Annotated in this window: 17 protein-coding genes; 10 read left to right on the top strand and 7 right to left on the bottom strand. The window is 61.2% G+C overall.

What is annotated here, in order from left to right:
- Nucleotides 1–49: 49 nt before the first annotated feature.
- Together CGLAU_RS07595 and CGLAU_RS12520 are read left to right on the top strand one after the other, a co-directional pair.
- Nucleotides 50–625, top strand: a complete 576-nt coding sequence (locus CGLAU_RS07595; RefSeq protein WP_095660165.1) for a DUF6230 family protein — start codon at nucleotides 50–52, stop codon at nucleotides 623–625.
- On the top strand, nucleotides 615–2,069 hold the full coding sequence (locus CGLAU_RS12520) for a DUF6114 domain-containing protein (RefSeq protein WP_232507075.1): 1,455 nt from the start codon (nucleotides 615–617) through the stop codon (nucleotides 2,067–2,069). Before CGLAU_RS07595 ends, CGLAU_RS12520 begins: the two co-directional genes overlap by 11 nt.
- Nucleotides 2,070–2,151: 82 nt before the next feature.
- Here the strand turns inward: CGLAU_RS12520 and CGLAU_RS07585 are convergent, their stop codons facing one another.
- From CGLAU_RS07585 to CGLAU_RS07575, 3 genes are all read right to left on the bottom strand, one after another.
- Nucleotides 2,152–3,075 (bottom strand): oxygenase MpaB family protein, encoded by a 924-nt coding sequence (locus CGLAU_RS07585; protein ID WP_095660164.1) that lies wholly within the window; start codon nucleotides 3,073–3,075, stop codon nucleotides 2,152–2,154.
- 34 nt (nucleotides 3,076–3,109) lie between these two features.
- Nucleotides 3,110–3,898, bottom strand: coding sequence for an NAD(P)-binding protein (locus tag CGLAU_RS07580; protein WP_095660163.1), 789 nt, complete (start codon nucleotides 3,896–3,898; stop codon nucleotides 3,110–3,112).
- Nucleotides 3,899–4,110: 212 nt separating this feature from the next.
- Nucleotides 4,111–4,575, bottom strand: a complete 465-nt coding sequence (locus CGLAU_RS07575) for an AMIN-like domain-containing (lipo)protein (RefSeq protein ID WP_095660162.1) — start codon at nucleotides 4,573–4,575, stop codon at nucleotides 4,111–4,113.
- Between CGLAU_RS07575 and CGLAU_RS07570 the strand changes: the two genes are divergently transcribed.
- The 8 genes from CGLAU_RS07570 to CGLAU_RS07535 all read left to right on the top strand — a co-directional run bounded on the left by CGLAU_RS07570 (nucleotide 4,574) and on the right by CGLAU_RS07535 (nucleotide 13,990).
- Complete coding sequence (locus tag CGLAU_RS07570; protein WP_095660161.1) at nucleotides 4,574–4,783, top strand: hypothetical protein; 210 nt, start codon at nucleotides 4,574–4,576, stop codon at nucleotides 4,781–4,783. The two genes, CGLAU_RS07575 and CGLAU_RS07570, sit on opposite strands and share 2 nt — an antisense overlap.
- Before the next feature lie 50 nt (nucleotides 4,784–4,833).
- Nucleotides 4,834–5,580, top strand: a complete 747-nt coding sequence (dapB, locus tag CGLAU_RS07565; RefSeq protein WP_095660160.1) for a 4-hydroxy-tetrahydrodipicolinate reductase — start codon at nucleotides 4,834–4,836, stop codon at nucleotides 5,578–5,580.
- A 3-nt stretch (nucleotides 5,581–5,583) separates the two neighbouring features.
- Nucleotides 5,584–6,336 (top strand): FAD-dependent thymidylate synthase, encoded by a 753-nt coding sequence (gene thyX, locus CGLAU_RS07560; RefSeq protein ID WP_095660159.1) that lies wholly within the window; start codon nucleotides 5,584–5,586, stop codon nucleotides 6,334–6,336.
- A 76-nt stretch (nucleotides 6,337–6,412) separates the two neighbouring features.
- Nucleotides 6,413–7,321: a 4-hydroxy-tetrahydrodipicolinate synthase gene (gene dapA / locus CGLAU_RS07555; RefSeq protein WP_095660158.1), complete on the top strand. Its 909-nt coding sequence runs from the start codon at nucleotides 6,413–6,415 to the stop codon at nucleotides 7,319–7,321.
- 2 nt (nucleotides 7,322–7,323) lie between these two features.
- The gene (locus CGLAU_RS07550; RefSeq protein WP_095660157.1) at nucleotides 7,324–9,393 is read left to right on the top strand and encodes a ribonuclease J; all 2,070 of its coding nucleotides are present in this window, start codon (nucleotides 7,324–7,326) and stop codon (nucleotides 9,391–9,393) included.
- A gap of 164 nt (nucleotides 9,394–9,557) precedes the next feature.
- Nucleotides 9,558–10,193 carry a TIGR03085 family metal-binding protein gene (locus CGLAU_RS07545; protein WP_095661117.1) on the top strand — a complete coding sequence of 212 codons (636 nt, stop codon included), beginning with the start codon at nucleotides 9,558–9,560 and terminating at the stop codon, nucleotides 10,191–10,193.
- 72 nt (nucleotides 10,194–10,265) lie between these two features.
- A complete protein-coding gene (locus CGLAU_RS07540; RefSeq protein ID WP_095660156.1) occupies nucleotides 10,266–13,409 on the top strand; it encodes an FtsK/SpoIIIE family DNA translocase in 3,144 nt (1,047 codons plus the stop codon).
- Complete coding sequence (locus tag CGLAU_RS07535; protein ID WP_095660155.1) at nucleotides 13,409–13,990, top strand: DJ-1/PfpI family protein; 582 nt, start codon at nucleotides 13,409–13,411, stop codon at nucleotides 13,988–13,990. Before CGLAU_RS07540 ends, CGLAU_RS07535 begins: the two co-directional genes overlap by 1 nt.
- Nucleotides 13,991–13,999: 9 nt before the next feature.
- Here the strand turns inward: CGLAU_RS07535 and CGLAU_RS07530 are convergent, their stop codons facing one another.
- The 4 genes from CGLAU_RS07530 to CGLAU_RS07515 all read right to left on the bottom strand — a co-directional run bounded on the left by CGLAU_RS07530 (nucleotide 14,000) and on the right by CGLAU_RS07515 (nucleotide 20,675).
- On the bottom strand, nucleotides 14,000–15,628 hold the full coding sequence (locus CGLAU_RS07530) for a SpaH/EbpB family LPXTG-anchored major pilin (protein ID WP_095660154.1): 1,629 nt from the start codon (nucleotides 15,626–15,628) through the stop codon (nucleotides 14,000–14,002).
- 112 nt (nucleotides 15,629–15,740) lie between these two features.
- A complete protein-coding gene (locus tag CGLAU_RS07525; RefSeq protein ID WP_095660153.1) occupies nucleotides 15,741–18,884 on the bottom strand; it encodes a SpaA isopeptide-forming pilin-related protein in 3,144 nt (1,047 codons plus the stop codon).
- Nucleotides 18,881–19,744, bottom strand: a complete 864-nt coding sequence (locus CGLAU_RS07520) for a SpaA isopeptide-forming pilin-related protein (protein WP_095660152.1) — start codon at nucleotides 19,742–19,744, stop codon at nucleotides 18,881–18,883. Before CGLAU_RS07520 ends, CGLAU_RS07525 begins: the two co-directional genes overlap by 4 nt.
- Nucleotides 19,734–20,675 carry a class C sortase gene (locus CGLAU_RS07515; RefSeq protein WP_095660151.1) on the bottom strand — a complete coding sequence of 314 codons (942 nt, stop codon included), beginning with the start codon at nucleotides 20,673–20,675 and terminating at the stop codon, nucleotides 19,734–19,736. Before CGLAU_RS07515 ends, CGLAU_RS07520 begins: the two co-directional genes overlap by 11 nt.
- Nucleotides 20,676–20,763 lie beyond the last annotated feature (88 nt).

Below are 20,763 nucleotides of genomic sequence, written 5' to 3'. Positions count from 1 at the left end.
GACATACCGAGTTGTATGCGCCGGTATCTCGTTTGAGAAAGGCATTCCGATGGGCAGAATCAACGGCAAGAAGGCGGCCGCAGCGCTAACAGTGAGCATGCTTGCTTTCGGCGTAACGGGAGTTGCAGTGGCTCAAGGTGGCCTCACGGCGAACCTGGCGTTGTCCGGAACCTTCTTCAAGGTCAGCATGACCCACCTGGAGGGAGAAGATTTCTCCTTGTTCATGGACAGCGAGGACATGTCCGGTGACAACATTCCGGTCGCCCGGCTGAAGTTCGGCCATGCGGTGGCTTCAAACCTCTGCCTGTCAGCGACGCTTCCTGACATTCCGGCCGTGGGGGAGGGCACACTGCAGCTCATCGCGAAGGGTGACGGCAGCGTAGAAGTCAACGACCTGCTGGTCGGCGCCAGCGACATCAAAGGCGCGCTGAACCTCACTGATGCTTCAGTGGGCATCGACGCTTCGCAGGTGATTCCGTCTGCAACTCAGGGCGCGTGGGGTCTGTACTCCAGCAAAGTGACCCTCAGTGCCGACGACATCAAGGCCACCGCGGTGGGTGCCAAGAAGCTCAGCGCAAAGGGTGTCACTGTGACAGTGAAAAAGGGTCGTGAGAATGCCTGCTAAATCCGCCAAGGATGAGTGGGACGACTTCGACGATTACATTGAGGACGATCTGGCTCGTGATGCTGAGATCGATCCGGTTATGTCTGAGCCCACGCAAACAACCGAAGGTGTGAGGAGCACGGGCGGCTCCGAAACCGGCCGTACCGGATTTGCTGCATGGCGAAACTCTCGACCGTTTTGGCCTGGGCTGCTCGTCATAATCTCGGGCATCATCATGCTTGCTCCGGCTTACTTCACCATCCGCATTTCAGACTTACTGGTGATGATCTCCACAATCTCCGGTGTATCGACGCTTTTAATCGGTGCTCTACTCATCATGTTCGGGCTCGGGATGTGGTTGCAGCCGGCAGCGGTGGTGTACCTCGGCGTGCTCAGCATCTTGGTAGCTCTTGTTGCTCTACCTGCTTCGAATATCGGTGGTTTCATTATCGGCACGCTCACCGGCATCATCGGGGGCTCTCTCGCACTCGCCTGGGAGAACGGGGATCGAAAACCACGGCGGAAGCGTCTTCGGCGCGGAGCTAAAAACGGGACCAGTGACGTAGCATCCGAGGTGGCTGGCGTACCCGCTACGCAGGATGATTCAACGCATGCCACCCCGCCCACCGGAGGATCGACCAGAGTCATTACGGGGTCGACCACAAAATCAATCATTGCTGTGATCGGATGTGTCAGCGTGATTGGTTTGAGCCTCGCGGAATCTCGGACCGTTTACGCACAGGAGCCGGCTCCAGGCCCCGCAGCCCCGCCGATCGGTCTACCGCAGCTGCCATCACCCAGCGATATCCTCGCGGACTTGGAGTCGCGGATTCCGGAGCCGCCACAGTTGCCGCAGCCGCCGGGGCTACCAGGTCCCGGTGAGCCCCCGCACATCCCAATCCCGGATTCCGTTACAGTGCCAGGCCTCGGTGAAGTCGTCTCTCCTGCAACCGAGGAGATGCCGCCCCCAGAAAAGCCGTCGCCATCTGGCAGCATCAGCGTCGTCACCGCAGATAGTGTCGTCCTGACCGGCAATGTTCACGTGACCTTAGAGGATATTCCAATAGGGGGAACAACCCAGCGGGTTCTGGTTCTTACGGGCGATCGTCTAGTTGCCAATAACCTGGGTCTTTCTATCCCTGGTTTGTTGGGGAACGGGTTCCTCGCTACCGGGCCGATTGACACCACCGTCGCCAACGGTCCGGTTCGGGTGATTGCCACCGGGCTTACCGCCACTCCTGCGGTCGCAAACGTTTCCACCGTGCCGGTCGCCGTGGACCTCAACGGCACAGTTGGTTCGGTGCTGGATCAACTCGGCATCCCGACTCCTAACGACGTCCCCCAAGTCAACGTGCCAAACGTTGTTATGGATCAGATCTCACTGCGAAACGTCACTCTCCAGATGGTGAGTCTCTATGGCATGAACTTTAACGCTCCCGGCGTTGAGCTGTCTGCCTCGAGGTAGTAGCTTCTTGTCTCGCTCATTGCCTACATGCAAAAAGGCATCGGGATACCCGGCGCCTTTTTGCTTGCTCCATTAAGAGGTACTAGCGCAAGTGCTGGGGTTCGAGTACCTCACCGGTCTTTTCTGCCTTGGCGAAGGCTCGCGTCGCGATCGGAACCATCCGCGCTTGACGCGGCAGTACGGAGAACACGGTACGAACGCCGCGGGAGAAGATATCCAGGCGACGCTGATCCTTTGCAGTCCATTCGAGGCCGACGATTTCGCGGACCTTCTCCGGGAGCAATCCGATGGCTGCCCAAAGCAAGAGTTTGCCGGCGACAGGTGCGATGGGCTTCCACAGCCACCGCGGCACGTCAGGGGTCGGTGGGTCCAGGGTCAGCCCGTTGACAATGCGCGAACGGTCGATGGTCTCGCTCGGGCCAAGGGTTTCGTACATGCGGTCCATGTAATCGACGAACTCTGCGTACGTTGTGGGGGCGTCGTCCGGCTCTGCAACGCCGTAGAAGGTGTACCAGGTGCGGCACTCCTGGAAGTACTGCTCCTTTTCTTTGCGTGACATCTTGGGCGACATCTTGCCCTCGAGGAGCAGCGGCATCATAGAGAAGGTCGCGTGCGCCCAGTAGTAAACCTCTGGATTCAGCGAGTGGTAGCGCGATCCGTCCGGGTGAGTGCCCTTGACGTTCTTGTGGAAGTCCCGGATCATTGCACCCACTTCGGGGCCCTCGTACACGGTGCGAATGATGGGAAAGGCGGAACGAACCAGACGCGCGACTTCGTTGTCGAAGACATTCGACTGCTGTACCAGCGAGCGGCTGATGTCCTTCTGGGCGATCTGGAGGAGCCCTGCGGACAGGGCAACGAACAGCGAGCGCCAGTCACCGAAGCGGTCCCACAGGATGGAATCGGGGCCGAGCGGTGGAAGCTGGTCTTGGGTCGCGTCGTCGCGGCGGGCGGTGCCCCTTTCGACGGAGGTATCGGTCTGGGGATGCGGATCAACGGTGGTCATTAGCTCTCCTTAGCAATAGGTTCGTGCGTGCTCGTCACTCGCTAGCAGCAGCTTTTCTCGCTGCACGACGGTCTTCAGATACGTAATTTGAGGCTTGGCTGAACGCGTGGGGATACGGGTCGAACTCGTGCAACACGCCCTTGAGTCCGCTGAGCATTCCGGGCTGCACCAGCCACCTGTCTTGCTTGACGGTGATTGCACCCGGGCCGCGGATCTCAAGCTGTCGCGCATAGCGGCGGCAGTAGTCTGCGCGTGCCTCGGCCACCGCCATGGATTTTCCCTCGAGACGCGCGTCGGAGGCGTGCGGACCGTCAACAAACAACAGGTTGGGCGGCCCAACCACCTCGACTCCTTGGTGGAGATACAGATCATCAACGTCCTGGTTCTTGCGACCGGGGATTTCAATCCATGGAGACGGCTCGCCCGTCGCCCTTACCAAGATGTCGAACGAGTCCGTTTGTTCGGTGCCGTCCGGTGTGGTGAAGGTGACTACCCACTTGCCCTCCGGCTCGTCGAAGTGCGCGCCGGTGACCTGAGTCGAGCCGCGAAACGTTGCGCCGCTTGCCTCCACAGCCGCTTTGAGGTGCTTGACCACCGACCGAGGTGTTCCATCGGTTCGCGTCTTCTTCAAGTACGGAGTCCGGTGGTGGAAGCGGCGCGATACTTTCGCAGCGTCAGGGTCGAGGAAGTGGCCTCCGATGTCGTCGCGCTTTTCGAACAGCACTGTGTCGAAGCCAGAGAACGCGCACTCCGCTGCCGCGCTTGACCCGGCCACCCCGGCGCCTATGACAGCGACCGTTGGGCGGCGATACGGTTTGAACATTTGTTGAACCTCTCAAGACCGAAACCTATGAATTCGCTTAGATCATAATCCATCGGATCGGTGACCTGAGACACTTTTCTCAAAAAGTTCGAGCGCCGCTACTTTCAGCGCTCATTCCGGGCAGTGCCACCCGAGGGCATCGTTGTCGCGATCCACGCCGGGTCCATGAGGCGCACGCGCCGCTTCCGCGCGATCCATCCAGCTGAAGGGGGCTACCGCTGAAAATCGACGACGACGCGGGTCGGGTTTTCCAGCGCATATACGTTAAAGGGGCGTGCGGAGTCCACGCCGATGAAGTACTGCGTGTCCGCCTCGAACATGCCCCCGTGCACCACACCGGCGACGTTGCCAGCGCCGACCAGACCGCCACCCGGTGCAACCCGAACCGGCCCAACGCCAACTAGATCTTCGCGCTCACTCATCTGCCCCATGGGGGTTCCTTGGATTATCAGCTCAAGGTAAGCCTGCCCAGGAACCTCAACCTCGTTGCCGGAAGCCTGCTGCCGCGGTTCAGGGCTGTATCCGGCGATGAAGCCGGGCTTGCCTGAGCCGGAAAATTCGAACACCACTCGATCAAAGCCATCGTGCGTGCCTGCACGGACATCTTGGATCACCAGCTCGCCGCCTTGCGGAGGAATACGCACTTCCTCCGTGCTAAAGGCCCCCTGCGTCTCCATGTCGTCCGCGAACCTCACGGTGGAGTTCCCGCTCGCGGAGGCGGAAACGGTAGTCGGCGCCGCCACGCTCGTCGTCGAGACTGCGGTGGTCTCGGCGGGCTCGGTGACCGTCGGTCCGTCAGTGGTTGCGGTTTGGCTGCATGCAGTCAGGGCCAGGGAAGCAAGGAGCATTATGCTTATCGACGATCGGTTCATGCCCTCACTATAAGAGCGCGAAATAGATCGTCGACAAGCAAAATGCCCAAATGTAAAGGAATCGTGACCATGAAAGTTGGAGTACTGGGTGCGAAAGGGCGCGTTGGATCCGCCGTCGTGGCGGGTGTGAAGGCCGCCGAGGACCTAGAGCTTGTCGCAGAAATTGACCATGGCGATTCGCTGGATGCGCTCGTCGAGACGGGTACTGAGGTCATTGTTGATTTCACGACGCCCAATGCTGTGATGGATAACCTCGAGTACTGCATCTCGCACGGCATTCACTGCGTGGTGGGCACGACTGGTTTCGACGACGAACGCTACGAGCAGGTTCGCCGCTGGTGTGCGGAGTCGGACGGGGTCGGTGTGCTAATCGCGCCGAACTTCGCGATTTCCGCAGTATTAACGATGGCGTTTGCGAAGCAGGCTGCGCCGTTCTTTGAATCAGCCGAAGTGGTGGAGTACCACCACCCGAACAAGCTTGACGCGCCGTCGGGTACCGCTATTAAGACTGCCCAGGGCATTGCCGGCGCTCGGCGCGAGGCGGGTTTGGATCCCATGCCAGATGCCACCGAGCAGTCCTTGGACGGTGCGCGCGGAGCAAACGTGGACGGCGTGCATGTACATGCGGTGCGTATGACGGGCATGGTCGCCCACGAAGAGGTCATCTTTGGCACGCAGGACCAGTCCTTGACCATCCGGCAGGATTCGTACGGCAGGGATTCGTTCGTCCCGGGCGTGCTGACCGGCGTGCGCCAGGTGGCCGACTACCCGGGTCTCACAATCGGCCTAGACAAGTACCTGGGGCTTTAAACCATGGCAGTGGAGTCCACGCTGGACGTGCAACTCATCGCCTCCTCGAAGTTCACCATGCCAACCGGTGTTGCGTGGGAGGTGGATGAGGGGGCGACTGACGCCGAGGCGATAGTGGAGCTCGCTGGCCGCGCGTGCTACGAAACGTGGGACAAGCCGAACCCTCACACCCGAGCTAACGACGCGTATCTGCGCCACATTATCGACGTCGGGCATGACGCCCTCCTCGAGCACGCGACGGCGACGATGTATATCCGCGGTTTGTCGCGGGCGGCGGGCAACGAGCTTCTGCGGCACCGGCATTTCTCATTCTCACAGCTCTCTCAGCGGTACGTTCACGCCGGCGGGGGAGAAGTTGTGGTGCCGGACGCGATCGCGGGCGACGACGAGCTGCGCCGACTGTTTTTGAACGCTGTAGACGAAGCACGTTTCGTCCACGACGAACTCCTCGCGGCTTTAGAAGACAACCTTGCAAGCGAGCCGAACGCGCTGCTGCGTGCGAAGAAGGCTCGGCAGGCCGCGCGGGCGGTGCTGCCCAACGCGACCGAAACCCGGTTTGTGGTTACCGGCAATTTCCGTGCGTGGCGGAGTTTCATTGCAGCTCGAGCATCGGAGCATGCTGACACGGAGATCCGTGGACTGGCTATCGCCTGCCTCGAGCTGCTGCGGGAGGAGTCTCCGGTGCTGTTCAGCGATTTCCTCATTAGCGAGCTTGCCGACGGCACACGCATGGCCACCAGCCCGTACGTGTCGTAGTGACCAAGTGGCGGACCTGAGGGTGTCCGTGTGCTGGTGTGCTTGAGAAAGGTAGGACGGGGTAGTCTATTTTCCCATGGGCACATCTATGAGAGCTAACCGCGGAGCTGAAGTTTTCGGCACTGCCTGCGTTGCCATGGTCACGCCGTTCGATGCATACGGCGACCTTGATCTCGACGCAGGCCGCAAGTTGGCCGCCCACCTCGTGGACAACGGGATGGATTCCCTCGTCTTGGCAGGCACCACCGGTGAATCTCCGACAACGACTGTCGAAGAAAAGCTTGAGCTACTCAAGGCAGTAAAAGAAGAAGTAGGGGATCGGGCACGCTTGATCGCAGGAGCGGGTACAAACAACACCCGCACCACGGTTGAGCTGGCGCAGGCGTCGAGAGACGCAGGTGCTGACGCGCTGCTTGTGGTCACCCCGTACTACTCGAAGCCGTCACAGACCGGCTTGCTTGCCCACTTCACAGCCGTCGCACAAGCGACGGATCTGCCTATCTGTCTCTACGACATCCCAGGTCGATCCGGAATTCCGATTGCGGGTCCGACGATCGCAGAGTTGGCGAAGCTGGACACCGTGCAGGCGGTGAAAGACGCTAAGGGGGATTTCTTCGAAGCCGCTGGGTTGATCCAGAACACTGACCTGGCGTGGTACTCGGGCGACGACCCGTTGAACCTGCCGTGGCTTGCAATGGGTGCCACCGGCTTCATTTCCGTTGTCGGGCATGCTGCACCGCGTGCACTTCGGGAATTGATCACGAGTTTCGAGGCCGGCGACCTCGCCCGTGCGCGGGAGATTAACGCCAACACCATCGATGTGCTTGCAAAGCAACAAGCAATCCTCGGTGGTGCAACGTTCGCGAAAGCAGCTCTGCGACTGCAGGGCATTGAGGTTGGAGACCCACGACTGCCCGTCGTCGCGGCGGCGGAAACGCAGATCGAGGCGCTCCGAGACGATATGGAGAAGGCTGGAGTCCTTTAAATATGAATGAACCCCGTAACCGCGCCCGAAAGGTGACGCGCAAGGCAGGCCCGCCGGAGTCCGCAGACCAGCAGCCGGTATTCCAGGCGCCTGAGAACCCCGCGTCGAACCAGGGCGGTACCGGTGATTCTGTGGCTGCCGCGAATAACGGCAACGGCCACGGTGGAAACAGCCGTGGCCAGAACGGCAACGGCGGCCATGACGGAAACGGTGGCGGTAATGGCGGAAACGGTAACAGCGGTGGCCGCAACCGTCGACGAGGTCGCGGACGCGGTGGCCAGGGAGGCGGCGGCGACCGCCGGAACCCGGTCAAGCAGATGCAGGGCGCGGATCTGACCAAACGCCTGCCTGCTCCACCGAAGGCTGCCAACGGCACACTCCGCATTTACGCCCTCGGCGGCATTTCCGAGGTGGGCCGCAACATGACGGTCTTCGAGTATGACGGCCGACTGCTCATCGTCGACTGTGGCGTGCTCTTCCCGAACTCCGGTGAGCCCGGTGTTGACCTGGTACTGCCTGACTTTGGCCCCATCGAAAACAAGATGGACAAGGTCGAGGCCTTGATTGTCACCCACGGTCACGAAGACCACATCGGCGCCATTCCGTGGCTGCTCAAGCTGCGCCCGGACATCCCGATCTACTCTTCCCGCTTCACCAACGCTCTGATCGCTGCAAAAACCAAGGAGCACCGCCAGCGTCCGAAGCTGCACGAGGTGAACAAGGATTCCGATATCAATGTCGGCCCGTTCCGCCTGCGCTTCTGGCACGTGAACCACTCCATTCCGGAGTGCCTGGGCGTCTCTATCAAGACCGGTGCCGGCCATGTCGTAATGACCGGTGACGTCAAGGTCGATCAGACTCCGTACGACGGCAAGCCGACGGACATCCCGGCACTTGCTCGCTTGGGTGACGAGGGCATTGACTTGTTCATGTGCGATTCCACCAACGCCACCATCCCGGGCATTTCCGCCTCGGAGGCCGGTATTGAGGAGACGCTGACCCGTCTGGTCTCTCAGGCCCGACAGCGCGTGGTCATTGCGTCGTTCGCCTCGAACGTCGCCCGTGTTCAAATGGCTATCAACGCCGCAGTTGCCAACCACCGCAAGGTTGCGTTCAACGGCCGCTCCATGATGCGAAATATGGAGATCGCCGAGAAGATGAGCCTGCTCAAGGCGCCCAAGGGCACGATCATCCCGATCGAAGAAGCCGCGAAGATGGCGCCGCACAAGACGCTGCTCATCACCACCGGCACCCAGGGTGAGCCGATGGCAGCGCTGAGCCGCATGTCGCGCCGTGAGCACCGCCAGATCACCGTCCGCGACGGCGACACGATCATCCTGTCCTCCTCGCTGATCCCGGGTAATGAAGAAGCGGTGTTCGCCGTGATCAACAACCTCGCACAGATCGGCGCGAACGTGATCACCAATACCGATGCGCACGTGCACGCTTCCGGCCACGGGTACGCCGGCGAGCTGCTCATGCTGTACAACGCTGCGCGACCGACCTGCGCGATGCCGGTGCACGGTGAGTGGCGCCACATGCGCGCCAACAAAGAGCTCGCGATTTCAACCGGTGTGCGCCCGGAGTTCGTTGCTCTCGCGCAAAATGGTGTCGTCGTCGATATGCAGAAGGGCAAGGTCAAAGTCGTCGGTCAGTACCAGGTCGGCCAGCTCTACGTCGATGGTGAGACTATGGGCGATGTCGATCCGGACGTGCTCGCCGACCGCACCTCGCTCGCATCCGGCGGTGTTGTGTCCATCACCTGTGTGATCGATGACAGTACCGGTCGTCTCCTTGAAACCCCGCGCGTGTCCACCACGGGCTTCTCCGAGGATGACCGCGACTTCAACAAGCGTGTCATCGAGGGTGTAGAGACGGTCATGGGTGACCTCGCTGCCGAGGGCGAGAACGACCCGTATCGCATGGTGCAGCAACTGCGCCGCAAGGTGAGCCGCGCGATTGAGCAGAAGTACAAGCGCGAACCGGTCATTCTGCCGACGGTCGTCCCGATGGCAGCTGACAACGTCCCGGTCGACGACAACGAGGTGCACGCTACCCGCGAGTCGCTCTAAGAGCTTTTCGCTTATCGACGGCCCCTTCTGCCGCCGCGGTGCAACGCGGTTGCAGGAGGGGCTGATGTCTCGGAAATGAAACTTCGAGCACCTCATTGCGCCGCTGCCCGGGCGGGGTCGTGCGCGAGAAGTCAACGCCAACCGCCTCCGCTACGCTGGGCGGCATGTCTTTTGCCCAGCAAGAACGCCAACGTCTCGCAGACCTCCTCCTTGAACTCGGTCCAGATGCCCCTACGCTGAACGAGGGGTGGGTGACCAAAGACTTGGCCGCCCACCTGCTTATTCGCGAGCGCAAGCCATGGGCAACCCCGGGAATGTTCCTCAAGCCGCTCGAGCCGGTGCTCGAGCGGGAGGAAGAAAAGCAGCAGTCTCGTGATTACGAGGACATTGTGCGCGAGTGGGCGGCTGGTCCGCCGGCCGCGATGCGCCCGCTGAATTCAGCAATGAATACCGCTGAACACTTCATTCATCACGAGGACGTGCGCCGAGGCGGCGGTGTCATCGAGCCCCGCACGTTCAGCAATCACGTGAACACCCAACTGCTGACCTGGGCGAAACGCTTTGGCACGCTCGCATTCCGTGGTTCGGACGTCCCAGTGGTGCTCACTCCGCCCGAGCAACCGGCCATCACGCTGGGTGGGAAGGCTGGCGTGGCCGAGAAAGGTGACCGTGTGGTGCGGGTGTTCGGTAAACCGGGGGAGTTGCTGCTCTGGGTTTCCGGGCGCGACGCATCTGAAGTTAGGCTCGAAGGCCCAGACGATGCGCTGGAGAGCGTCAAAGGGATCAAGCGCGGGGTTTAGACACTCGCAAAAGCTGTACCTTTCCGTGTGGCGGATGGGAAGAATGTGACTTGGGGTATTAGAGTTACACCCATGTCTGTCAAAAATTCCGCACCTCGCTCGACGCGCTCCCGTACTGCCAGGAGTGGCCCACGCGGCCACTCGTCAGCGAGCCGTCCTGCCGGGCGGGATTATGAGGCACCCACCTCAATGACCCACCCGCCGACATCCTCAATGGTGGCTGCCAACACCGCGGATGAGCGGGTCGGTTCGGCGACCAGGGCTGTCGGGAACTCGATTAGCGCGGCCGCTGGATGGGTCGGCTCCGCCCTTTCTGGGCTCGGAGCAGGCAACCGCGACAGAGGTGAAGACCGGGACGATGATTTCGAGCCGTTCGGTCCGGATGACGACTATGGGGAGCCAGAACCCCGCCGGGGTCGCCGCCCGCGTCGCAGTGCTGAGGACGCGTACCCCGTGAACGAGTCAGATGCAGATGATGAGTCCCGGGAGGGTCGCTCCTCGCGTGGCGGCGCGAGCCGCTCGACGTTCGCCAGCCACGCTGACGCATGGGGGCTGGTGCTGCTAGGGCTTGCTGCAATCATTGGCGCATCGGTGTGGATGGATATTGCCGGCCCAGTTGGCAATGCCATCGCGCAAGGCTGCCACTGGGTAATCGGTGCTGGCGCCCTCATCCTGCCCGTCGTGTTGGTGGGCATCGCCATCGCGTTGATGCTCAATGTTCGCACCCCTGGTGCGGTGCGATCCCGTGTTGCGCTCGGACTCACCATTATTGCTATCTCCATGCTCGGGATGGTCCACGTCTTTGCGGGGAACCCGGCCGACTGGGAGACGCGCCGCATCGCCGGCGGGGCGATTGGCGCGGTTTTCGGCGGAGCGCTGGCCGCTGCGTTTTCGTCGTACGTCGCCATACCGCTGCTTGCGCTTGTGATTGTCTACGGGGCTTTGAAGACCACCGGCATCACGGTGCGCGAAGCATACGACTACATTGTCGATCTCTTCTCCCGCATGGTGGAGAAGGGGGTTGACGATGCCGAGTTCGATGAAAGCCTGGACGAAGACGACGATCTCTATGGTCACGTGGACCGCGAGCTCGAAGACATCGCCGAAGGACGCGATCGCACGACCCGTCCGGAACCGGTTGCGCCCCGCCCGGCAACCGCAGGTCGCAAGAAGCGCAACCGCCGCGCAACTCCGATGGACAACTATCCGGCGGATGGCGCCGATGCGACTGCGAACCTCTACGACTTCGCGGAAGACGTCGACACCGATGGCGGTGAAGAAGAGGCAGTCGATAGCGGCACGACCGTGGCCGTGCCGCGAGAGCCGAAGCGCCCCCGCCAGAAGAAGGCGCAGCGCACCCCGCCTGCCCGGCGAGAAGAGACGAGGGTCCTGCCGCGTGAGGAAGCCGAAGCGGGGGACCGTCGACAAGCAAACGAAGCTCCTGATGCGGTCGACTCCTCGCGGGAGGCGATGCGACAGGCGATCATCGCACGCAGCGGCATCGACGCTGCCGCGGTGCCCGCAAAGACACCGAAGTCTGAGCTGGAGAAGGAAGAGCCAGCTCCGGCGCCGGCCAAACGCGTGTCCCAGAACCCGGACTACACACTGCCGACGACTGACCTGCTGGTGCCCGGTGATGCGCCGAAGACCCGTACCGCAGCGAACGACCGGATGATCGAAGCGATCACGGACGTGTTCGAGGAGTTCAACGTCAACGCGCAGGTGACCGGGTTCTCCCGCGGCCCGACCGTGACCCGCTACGAGGTGGAGCTGGGCCCGGGTGTGAAGGTCTCCAAGATCACCAACCTGCAGTCGAACCTCGCGTACGCCGTGGCGACGGATAACGTGCGCCTGCTCACCCCGATCCCTGGCAAGTCCGCCGTGGGCATCGAGGTCCCGAATCAGGACCGCGAGATGGTGCGCCTGCGCGACGTGCTCGACGCGCCGAAGGTGGCTGCCGATTCGGACCCGATGCTCATCGGCCTGGGCAAGGACATCGAGGGCGACTTCGTTGCCGCATCGGTGCAAAAGATGCCGCACCTGCTGGTGGCCGGTTCGACCGGTTCAGGTAAGTCCGCTTTTGTGAACTCGATGCTGGTCTCGCTGCTCACGCGCGCCACCCCGGAGGAAGTGCGCCTGATCCTGGTGGACCCGAAGATGGTGGAGCTGACCCCGTACGAGGGCATTCCGCACCTGATCACGCCGATTATTACGCAGCCGAAGAAGGCGGCCGCGGCCCTGCAGTGGCTGGTGGAGGAGATGGAGCAGCGCTACATGGACATGAAGTCCGCGCGCGTGCGCCACATCAAGGACTACAACCGCAAGGTCCGCTCCGGCGAGCTCGTGGCCCCTCCGGGCTCGGAGCGCGAGATGCGCCCGTACCCGTTCATTGTCTGTGTCGTCGACGAGCTCGCGGACCTGATGATGACCGCGCCGAAGGAAATCGAGGACTCGATCGTGCGCATCACCCAGAAGGCGCGTGCCGCCGGCATCCACCTGGTGCTGGCCACCCAGCGCCCGTCAGTGGACGTGGTCACCGGTCTGATCAAGACGAACGTGCCCTCGCGCCTGGCGTTCGCCACCTCCTCGCTCACCGACTCCCGCGTCATCCTCGACCAGGCGGGCGCCGAGAAGCTCATCGGCATGGGCGATGGCCTGTTCATCCCGCAGGGTGCCGGCAAGCCGCAGCGTCTGCAGGGTGCGTTTGTCACCGATGAAGAGATCCAGGCGGTCGTCGAGGCAGCGAAGAGCCAGGACGAGCCGGACTACGTCGAGGGCGTGACCGAGGAGAAGGCCGCAGAGGCGAAGCAGATCGACGAGGAGATCGGCAAGGACATGGACGACCTCCTCGAGGCCGTCGAGCTTGTGGTCACCTCCCAGCTCGGCTCCACGTCCATGCTGCAGCGCAAGCTTCGCATCGGTTTCGCCAAGGCCGGCCGCCTCATGGACCTCATGGAATCGCGCGGCGTCGTCGGCCCGTCGGAAGGCTCGAAGGCCCGCGAGGTGCTGGTCAAGCCAGAGGAGCTGGAGACCATCTTGTGGATGATCAAGGGAGCCGACCCAGCTGAGGCACCCACAGAGGAGCCTTCGCTTTTCGACGGCTCGGCCAACGCCGACCCCACCAGCGACCCCGACAGCGGCGCAGCTGATGCCGAATCCTCTGGTGATGCCCGCACCGTGCAGGCGGCCTACAATCCGACTGGCGGTGCGTTTTAGTGCGAATCTCGGTCGTCCTGTTTGAGGACTTCGAGTTGCTTGATGTAACCGGCCCTGTCGAGGTGTTTGCCAAGGTGGAGGGGTTAAGCGTGGAGCTGCTCTCCGCGGATGGTGGGCCGGTTACCAGCAGCCAGGGCGTGGAGATCGTTGCCCACGCGGACTACAACGCGATGAGTGGCGATGTCCTGCTCGTCCCAGGGGGAGCGGGCACCCGCGTGTTAGTAAATGATCAAGCCTTCCTCGCCCAGCTAACCGATATGTCTGTGCGCGCAGGTATCACCGCATCGGTGTGTACCGGGGCAGCGTTGCTTGCAGCAAGCGGGCGTTTAGATGGTTACCGCGCCACTACCAACAAACGCGCCTACGACTGGGCAACCTCGTTCGGCGGCGATGTCGAGTGGGTGCGAAGCGCCCGCTGGGTGCACGACCGGGACCGTTGGACATCCTCAGGTGTTTCAGCCGGAACCGACATGGCGCTGGCTTTTGTCGCACACCATGTTGGGCAATCTGCGGCCGATGAGGTTGCAACCATCCTCGAATGGAACGCCGCACTCGACCCAACAGATGACCCGTTTGCTTAGCGACTTGTCTTAGTACTTACCTCGACGCCGCGCTGCGTAGGCACCGCCGCCGAGCAACGCCAAGCCTGCAAGGACAAGACCGATCACACCGACACCACCGACCTGCGGCAGCGGGAGTTGGGGGAGCTCTGCGTTCTCGACCGCGACTTCAGCGCTGAACGTGAGCTCTCCAACCGTCGTCGGTTGCACCGCCTTGTTCCGAGTTACACCGGTGATCTCTCGAGGCGTCTTATCAAGCACGTAGCCGGATGGCGCTTTGGTCTCCTGGATGCAGAACTTCAGTTGCTCTGCAGGAGTAGTCGCAGGCTTGCCGTCAACATAATCTTCCACGTGCAAAGCGTTGATCACCGCTTGGCCACCGGTGACCTCGAAATCCTTCACTATCAAGGACCGATCCCCATCGGAACACTGCTTGTCGCCTGGGACGGAGAAGACATCGAAGGCAGCGCCGTCAAGCAGCGCATCGGGGGCACCAGCCTTGTGCTTGGTCACCCGGACCGCGGCGATGTACGACTCAACGTGAGTCGTCGGCGTCGTGAACTCCCGGTCGTCGAAACCTGGCTTGCCAAAGACTTGATTCTTGCCGGTCACGTGAGCGTAGTTGGACACTTCGCCGTCGGTCACGCCCGTACTTTGCCCTTTCTGCTGAACCGGGTTGACCTCGCCGGTCAGCGTCACCCGCAGCATGTCGCCGGGTTGCAAGCCGGACAGTACAGTCTTATCGGTCACGGTGATGGTACGGGAGGTATCAGCGACAACCTTGCCGCTTTCCTCGATCGCAGAGGGGAGCGGTGTCGGTCCGCTGACTTCATAGTTCGGCACCGCTTCAGTTCCGCCAGCCTCGCGGACAATCTCGGCCTTTTCCACTTTGAGACCATTCACGAACTCACCAGCGAGGTATGAGTCCACAACGCTGAGCTCCGTCAGTTCGCGCTGCGGAGGCAAAAGCGGCACCGGCGCATTCACGGTGTAGGTAAACGTGCGGTTATCAGGCATGGCGGGGTGCACGCCCGCATCCTTGACAGTCTTGGTCACTTTCAGCTCGGTGTTTTTCGGATAGACGTGTACCTGCCGGATCCACGCATCGTACGGTTCGGCTTCCGGATCAAACATCGGCACAGCCACCACGAACGGCGCCGACGGTACATAGGCCCCACCCTCCGACTCAGGTACTCCGGTCTCCTCGACCAGGTACACGCCGAAGGGCAGCCCCTGGAAGGTGATCTCACCGTTTTCGTTAGTTGTGCCCATGAATGGTTCGACTCGCTCATCGAAGCCGAGAGCGTTTAGCTTGTCGACGTCTACGCCATCCGCTGTCGTCTGCAGTTCCGCAGCCTGAGCGATCGCGGCATCATCAATGTAGCCATCAGCATTGATGAGGCTGAGATTCAGTTTGCGAAGGGTGAACTCTGCCCCAGCAAGGGGAGTGCCAGGTGCATTGGTGGATTCTTTGCCCGCAACATGCGGATCACCATGAGTGTCAGCGCCGACCCGCTTGTGCAGAAAGATCGTTGCAGAACGTGCTGAATCTGCGTGCGCTACGGGGGCTTGAGTTATGGGGGTGCCGGTAGTCGTACCGAATACGAGCCCGGCCGCCAGTACGGCGGTGGCGAGTTTGCGGGAATAGGTCTGAGCCATAGTTCAGACTGCCTTTCGATAGCTCCGCGCTACATCGCGCGGGTGTGCAGGGACCCCGGTCCGATGGAGTCGGCCGGGGTTAACGGCGGGGTGATTGGTGCGAGTTGCACTGCTACGCAGCTCGTCGCATAGTCCGCGCGGCGGCTGCGCCGGCCGTCATGATCAGCAAACTGATCATGACCTGGACGAGGACGCCCGTGCCACCGGTCTTGGGCAGTTCTCCGACCTTGGTGTTGGCCAGTTTCATCGTGATCGTGGTCTCGTTGTCGGCGCCGGATTGGTCGAGACCAACGATCGGGAACGTGACGATCTCGGCCTTGTTCTCCTCCGTCAGCTCGATGCCGGTTTGATCACTTTCGTTCTCAAGCACGTACAGTTTCGTGGCGTTACCGTCCCTGACCACCCGGAAAAACACCGGCTGAGCCAACAAGATGTACCCGCCATCAGCAGCCTTCGTCTCCGAGAGCTTGTAGCGGCCAGTCTTCAATTCAGTCCAGTTGAACTCGCCTATTCCAGCGTTCTCGACAGAAGATGGAGCATGTTCACCTGCGTTGCTTTCATCGAGCCCCTCGAGTTTGAACTCCGCACCCTCCAGGCCGATAGTGTTGTCCTGAGCATCGACCTTGTTCAACTTGAACTTGAATGTGCCGGGTTGAGGTGGTTCAGATGGGATCCGGTAGTACACCACGCAGTGAATGCCGCCGTTGACGGGCACGTCTTTCAGACGGAAATCGTTAGTCTTCTCCGACTCGAGCGCGGTGGTCGTAACCGGTTTGCCAGCTTTGGTGCTGCACTGGGCGCGCTCACCGTTCGGACCGGCATCCATGCGTATCCAGCCGCTGGGGATCTTGCCTGCGGGTTCTTTGATGTCGATCTGGGTGTACCCAGTGGTGCGGTTCAACGGGAATCCGGCCTGGTTGTTGTCACCTAGCTTGTTCACGGAGTCCGGGACTTTCGACTGCTGTTCCTCGGTCCCGGACGTCGGGGTCATGTCAGCAGTAAACTCCCACTTATTGGCGTTGGTCTCTACATTGGTGCCGCGAGTGTTGTCGAAATTCGGGACTACGTTCTCGTCATCGCCTTCGTAGAAGCGTCGCTCGACTGTCACCTGGCACGGAAGGTTGAGCGAATTCAATAGCGCCTGCTTGAACACGTCCTGCTCGGTGAAGAACACGAAGTCCTTCGAGCGCAGGGATCGCTCGTCAACACCACCCTGACCGCCAGAGACGGCCTGTAAGTTCAGCTCGGAGATCTCCAGGTTCGACAGACGCTTTGATGGGATCGGGGTGCCCCAAAAGGTTGGCCACTTCGCCGGGATACCCACAGCCACCATGCGCGAGCCCTGAGACTTCACGGTGTTGGACATGGCGATAGCTGCTTCCAGCTCGCGCATCTCACTTTCCGCACCGGAGTTACCTTGGCCCGGGCTACCAGCCGGGTTGTTGTACACCGTCGGGTTACCGTCAGTGATGAAGTACACCACGTCGTACGGGGAGTTCGGGTTCTTCGCGTTGTATTCCGCTACCTGCTCCAGGCCGTCTTCCCAGTTCGTCGCTCCGGAGGAGCGTCTGGTAGTCAGGTTGTTCTTCCAGCTCTTCAAAGCTGCGCGGCCTTCCGGGGTGTAGGTCGGTTTCGGATCCAAATTGGGCAGGTTCCTAGCATCGCCCGGGGAGGTCGTGGAAAAGCTGTATAAACCCAGCTCAGTGCTGGTCTCCGCCAGACCGTCGATAACGCTGCCGACGACGTCGCGCATGACATCCATGCTGGTGCCCATGCTTCCAGACGTATCGACAATGAGCGCCGCCTTGAGGCCACAGGTCTCCGGCATCGCCGGGTTCTCACGCACCTGGGTGAACGAGCCCAAAGAGCTGCGGTACGGCACGTGGCCACCAAAAGCACCCTGATACTGACCAGTGGTTTCCTCGTACATGAAGGACGCGGAGTCGAAGTCGCCCCAGTCCGAACCATAACCATCCCGGTTGAAGGAAATACGCTTGTACTTCGCACCGGAGTAGTAGATCTGGCCGCCTTTGAGCAGCGGTGTCGGGTAGGCGTGACGCAGGATGCGCGCACGGCCAGTGTCCGTGTCACCAGAGACACCCAGGCGGACCCAGTCTTGTACCTTGTAGCCAGGCGAAGCCTGTTCCATGACGACCCAGTAGTAGTCGTAGATGTCCGCGCCGTTGCCGCGGGGAATCTCAAAGACACACTCGCCGTTGGCATCTGCCGTACACGTCGCCCACGGTTGGTTGATCGGACGTGCGTTCTCACCGCGAGCGCCCTGCTCCCAGGCCGTTGCCGTCTCAGACATACCGAACTTCTTGTCGTTCAGCGGGGCGTATAGTCGCAGGACAGCACCCTCGCCGGGGGTGTTTTGGAAGACGCGCTCCAGACGCTCGCCGTTCGGGCCAGACGCGCGGGTTGCACCGTTGGTGCCTGAAAGCAATTTATCGCCAGCTACCTGGACGACGACGCGCGCTCTGTCGGCGGGGACGGGGCCGTTAGGGGCGATTGGTGCCCCGCCTTCAACCTCGATGTTGTTGAGCGTGAGTGGGAGTACCCCGTTGTAGAGGTCCCATTCGATGTTGCGGGAAGCGCGTTCGTTGGCGTAGATGGTTGCGGTGACGGTTGCGGTGCGTCCCATGTTCTCATCAGCAATGTCGAGGGTGATGACATCACCGGTGACTTCGTCTGGGATGAGGGCTTCATCGTCTTCGGTGGGGATGTCGGGGTAGGTGAATACTTCGACGGCGTCCTTGTTGAGTTCGGCGCCGTCGATGGTGGCGTTTTCAACCGAATCAAGGTTGAGGGTGCCTTCGGTGCGCATCAACGAGATCGCATTAAGCGGCAACACCTGCCCGGTTACCTCATCGGCGGGAAGGTTAACCGTTGCCTCGAGTTCGTATTCTTCTTTGCCATCTGCAGTAGTACCTACGTGCGTGAAAGTGATGTCTTCAGCGAGTTCCGGTTCGGTGAGCTGTTTTGGCTTCGCCGATGTAGTGGCAGGCGCATTTTGAGCCGGCTTCGCTTGGGTTGGTGCGTTTTCGGCGGTCTTGGTTTCGGTGACGGTGACGGCGGGTTCGGCATCGATGGTGTTTCCGGTTTCGTCGGTGACGGTCCAGGTCTGCTCTGTTGTGGCCGCAACGGTGGTGGTTTGTGGGGCAGCGATTGCCGGGGTTGCGGTGAACAGTACGGCGGCAGCTGCCGCCGCGGCGGCGATGCGTTTCGTCAATGAGCTTTCGTGAGTTCGCATCATTTCGCCTTCTTCCTTGAGATGAGCACGCCGAGTCCGATGAGGGTGAGACCGACGAAAACGATCAGCAGTACGCTGGCACCTGTTTCAGCCAGCCGGCCCGGCCCGGGCTTGACCGGAGAGTCTTCCGGCGGGGTGTTTGGAGCTAGATTGTCTCCTAGGGGTGTGTCCACTGGGAAAGTGTCCGCTGGAGGTGTCGCCGGTGGTGGGGTGACTATCGGGGTCGTGATTTTCCCCGGCGGGGTATCGGGAGGAGCTGGGGTTTCTTTCGCTCCGGGTGGCGACGGCACGCCCGGTGTGGCGGGGGTTGTGGTCGGGGAGGGTTTGACCACCATGACGTTGTCGTAAACAAACCGGGTGCCGTAGGCATCGGTTAGCGGGAGGACAATCCATTGCGGTGCGGAGGTGTGGTAGTTGTGCTCCGCATCGGGGGCGAGCTCCTCCAACAAGTAGAGACCGGGTGCGAGGTTGGTGAAGGTGACTTCACCGTTGCTGTCGGTGGTTTGGGTTGCGACCGGTTCGCGTTTGACGGCGTCCCATTCTTCTTTTGTGCGTGCGCGGCTGGCTTCGTCGCGATCAGCATCTGTGCCTACTGGGATGTCCGGGGCGATGAAGAGTGTGAACTTCACACCTTCGAGACGGCCTTCGGGAAGTTCACCTTCATGGGTGTCGTCGTAGAGGTTGCCCTTCGCCTTAGTGACTTTCAGGCTGAGTGCACGGTTGCGGTCGACGGACTGCATCGAGATTTTGCCGTCGTTGCCGCTGACCGGACGAGACTGAGCATCAGCATCCGCAATACCGCCAGGGACCGTAAGCAGCATCACGGCTGTGGCTGCGCTGGTGGCAAGGAGTCTAGCTTTCATCGTGTGTGTCATCTTTGGCATTGGTCAGGGCGGGAGTGTGTTGTTTGCGAAGCCACCAGATGATGGCGGCGGTGGCGAGGGCGGCGATGGTGAGGATGAGCCACATCCACCACTGCATGAGTTTGGTGGTTTCGTCGAAGACGTTGGCTTCCTGCGGATCCATGGGCACGCGGTGGGCGTGGATGAGGAGGCGGTGGGTGTTGATGCCGTACGGGGTGCAGGTGATTAAGGTGACGAGGTCTTGGCCAGGGATTGACGCTAGGGAGTCCGTCTGATCCGGGAGTACGACTTCGGTGTCGTGGACTTCGTATTTCATTTTGTGCCCGTAGGTGTTGATGTAGATCGCATCACCTACTTGGACGTCTATGAGGTTGTCCCACAGCGTCGCGTTGGTCAGTCCTGTATGGCCGGTAAGCACGGTGTGGTTGCCTTCACCACCGATGGGTAGTGCGGAGCCGAAGAGGTGGCCGACACCTTTTTGCAGCGTGTCTTCGCTGGTGCCGTGGTAGACGGGCAGGTTGGAGTTGATCGATGGGATCGCGACCTGGGACATCGCTGGGTAGTCATCCAACTCGTCGAGGTAGGCCTGGTAGTCGGCGTTGTCTTTGGAGATGCGTGCGAGCCACGGGTCGAGGATTGGGCCGTCGGCGCGAGTGTCGTTGTAGCTGCGGGCAGATTCCAGCGCTCGCTCAAGAGCGTCCGGGTCGTTTTGCTCGCCGTAGCGCACCTGGCTTTGGTAGTCGTCGACGGAGCGTTGTTGGAGCCAGTTGTTCCATTGGGTGGAAAAGACTGGGTAGACCAACACGGTTAGTCCGAGCAGCATGATCAGCAGCGGCAGGAGTACGCGACGGTTGGCGCTCTGTTCTGCGGTGCTGTGGAGTGAGCTGTTTTTGCCTGGCTCTTGTGGTCTGGCTCCGACGACCGAAGACATGGTGGCTCCTTAGTGATGAAAAGTGGGTGGGGATACTTTGTTTCGGCTTTGGACGCCTCCCCACATGGGTGCGCCCACACCGGCTAAA

It is taken from the genome of Corynebacterium glaucum (assembly GCF_002287505.1).
Classification (GTDB): Bacteria; Actinomycetota; Actinomycetes; order Mycobacteriales; family Mycobacteriaceae; genus Corynebacterium; species Corynebacterium glaucum.
Note: the sequence above shows the minus strand (reverse complement) of the source record. Positions and strands in the feature narration are given on the sequence as shown.

What these genes read in the sequence shown, in the direction of transcription:
- CGLAU_RS07515 (WP_095660151.1), bottom strand. Translation starts at nt 20,675, where the DNA reads ATGTCTTCGGTCGTCGGAGCCAGACCACAAGAGCCAGGCAAAAACAGC.
- CGLAU_RS07570 (WP_095660161.1), top strand. Translation starts at nt 4,574, where the DNA reads ATGTCGTCCGCGAACCTCACGGTGGAGTTCCCGCTCGCGGAGGCGGAA.
- CGLAU_RS07580 (WP_095660163.1), bottom strand. Translation starts at nt 3,898, where the DNA reads ATGTTCAAACCGTATCGCCGCCCAACGGTCGCTGTCATAGGCGCCGGG.
- CGLAU_RS07585 (WP_095660164.1), bottom strand. Translation starts at nt 3,075, where the DNA reads ATGACCACCGTTGATCCGCATCCCCAGACCGATACCTCCGTCGAAAGG.
- CGLAU_RS07530 (WP_095660154.1), bottom strand. Translation starts at nt 15,628, where the DNA reads ATGGCTCAGACCTATTCCCGCAAACTCGCCACCGCCGTACTGGCGGCC.
- CGLAU_RS07595 (WP_095660165.1), top strand. Translation starts at nt 50, where the DNA reads ATGGGCAGAATCAACGGCAAGAAGGCGGCCGCAGCGCTAACAGTGAGC.
- CGLAU_RS07575 (WP_095660162.1), bottom strand. Translation starts at nt 4,575, where the DNA reads ATGGAGACGCAGGGGGCCTTTAGCACGGAGGAAGTGCGTATTCCTCCG.
- CGLAU_RS07525 (WP_095660153.1), bottom strand. Translation starts at nt 18,884, where the DNA reads ATGATGCGAACTCACGAAAGCTCATTGACGAAACGCATCGCCGCCGCG.
- CGLAU_RS07520 (WP_095660152.1), bottom strand. Translation starts at nt 19,744, where the DNA reads ATGAAAGCTAGACTCCTTGCCACCAGCGCAGCCACAGCCGTGATGCTG.
- CGLAU_RS07550 (WP_095660157.1), top strand. Translation starts at nt 7,324, where the DNA reads ATGAATGAACCCCGTAACCGCGCCCGAAAGGTGACGCGCAAGGCAGGC.
- CGLAU_RS07540 (WP_095660156.1), top strand. Translation starts at nt 10,266, where the DNA reads ATGTCTGTCAAAAATTCCGCACCTCGCTCGACGCGCTCCCGTACTGCC.
- dapA (WP_095660158.1), top strand. Translation starts at nt 6,413, where the DNA reads ATGGGCACATCTATGAGAGCTAACCGCGGAGCTGAAGTTTTCGGCACT.
- CGLAU_RS12520 (WP_232507075.1), top strand. Translation starts at nt 615, where the DNA reads ATGCCTGCTAAATCCGCCAAGGATGAGTGGGACGACTTCGACGATTAC.
- thyX (WP_095660159.1), top strand. Translation starts at nt 5,584, where the DNA reads ATGGCAGTGGAGTCCACGCTGGACGTGCAACTCATCGCCTCCTCGAAG.
- CGLAU_RS07545 (WP_095661117.1), top strand. Translation starts at nt 9,558, where the DNA reads ATGTCTTTTGCCCAGCAAGAACGCCAACGTCTCGCAGACCTCCTCCTT.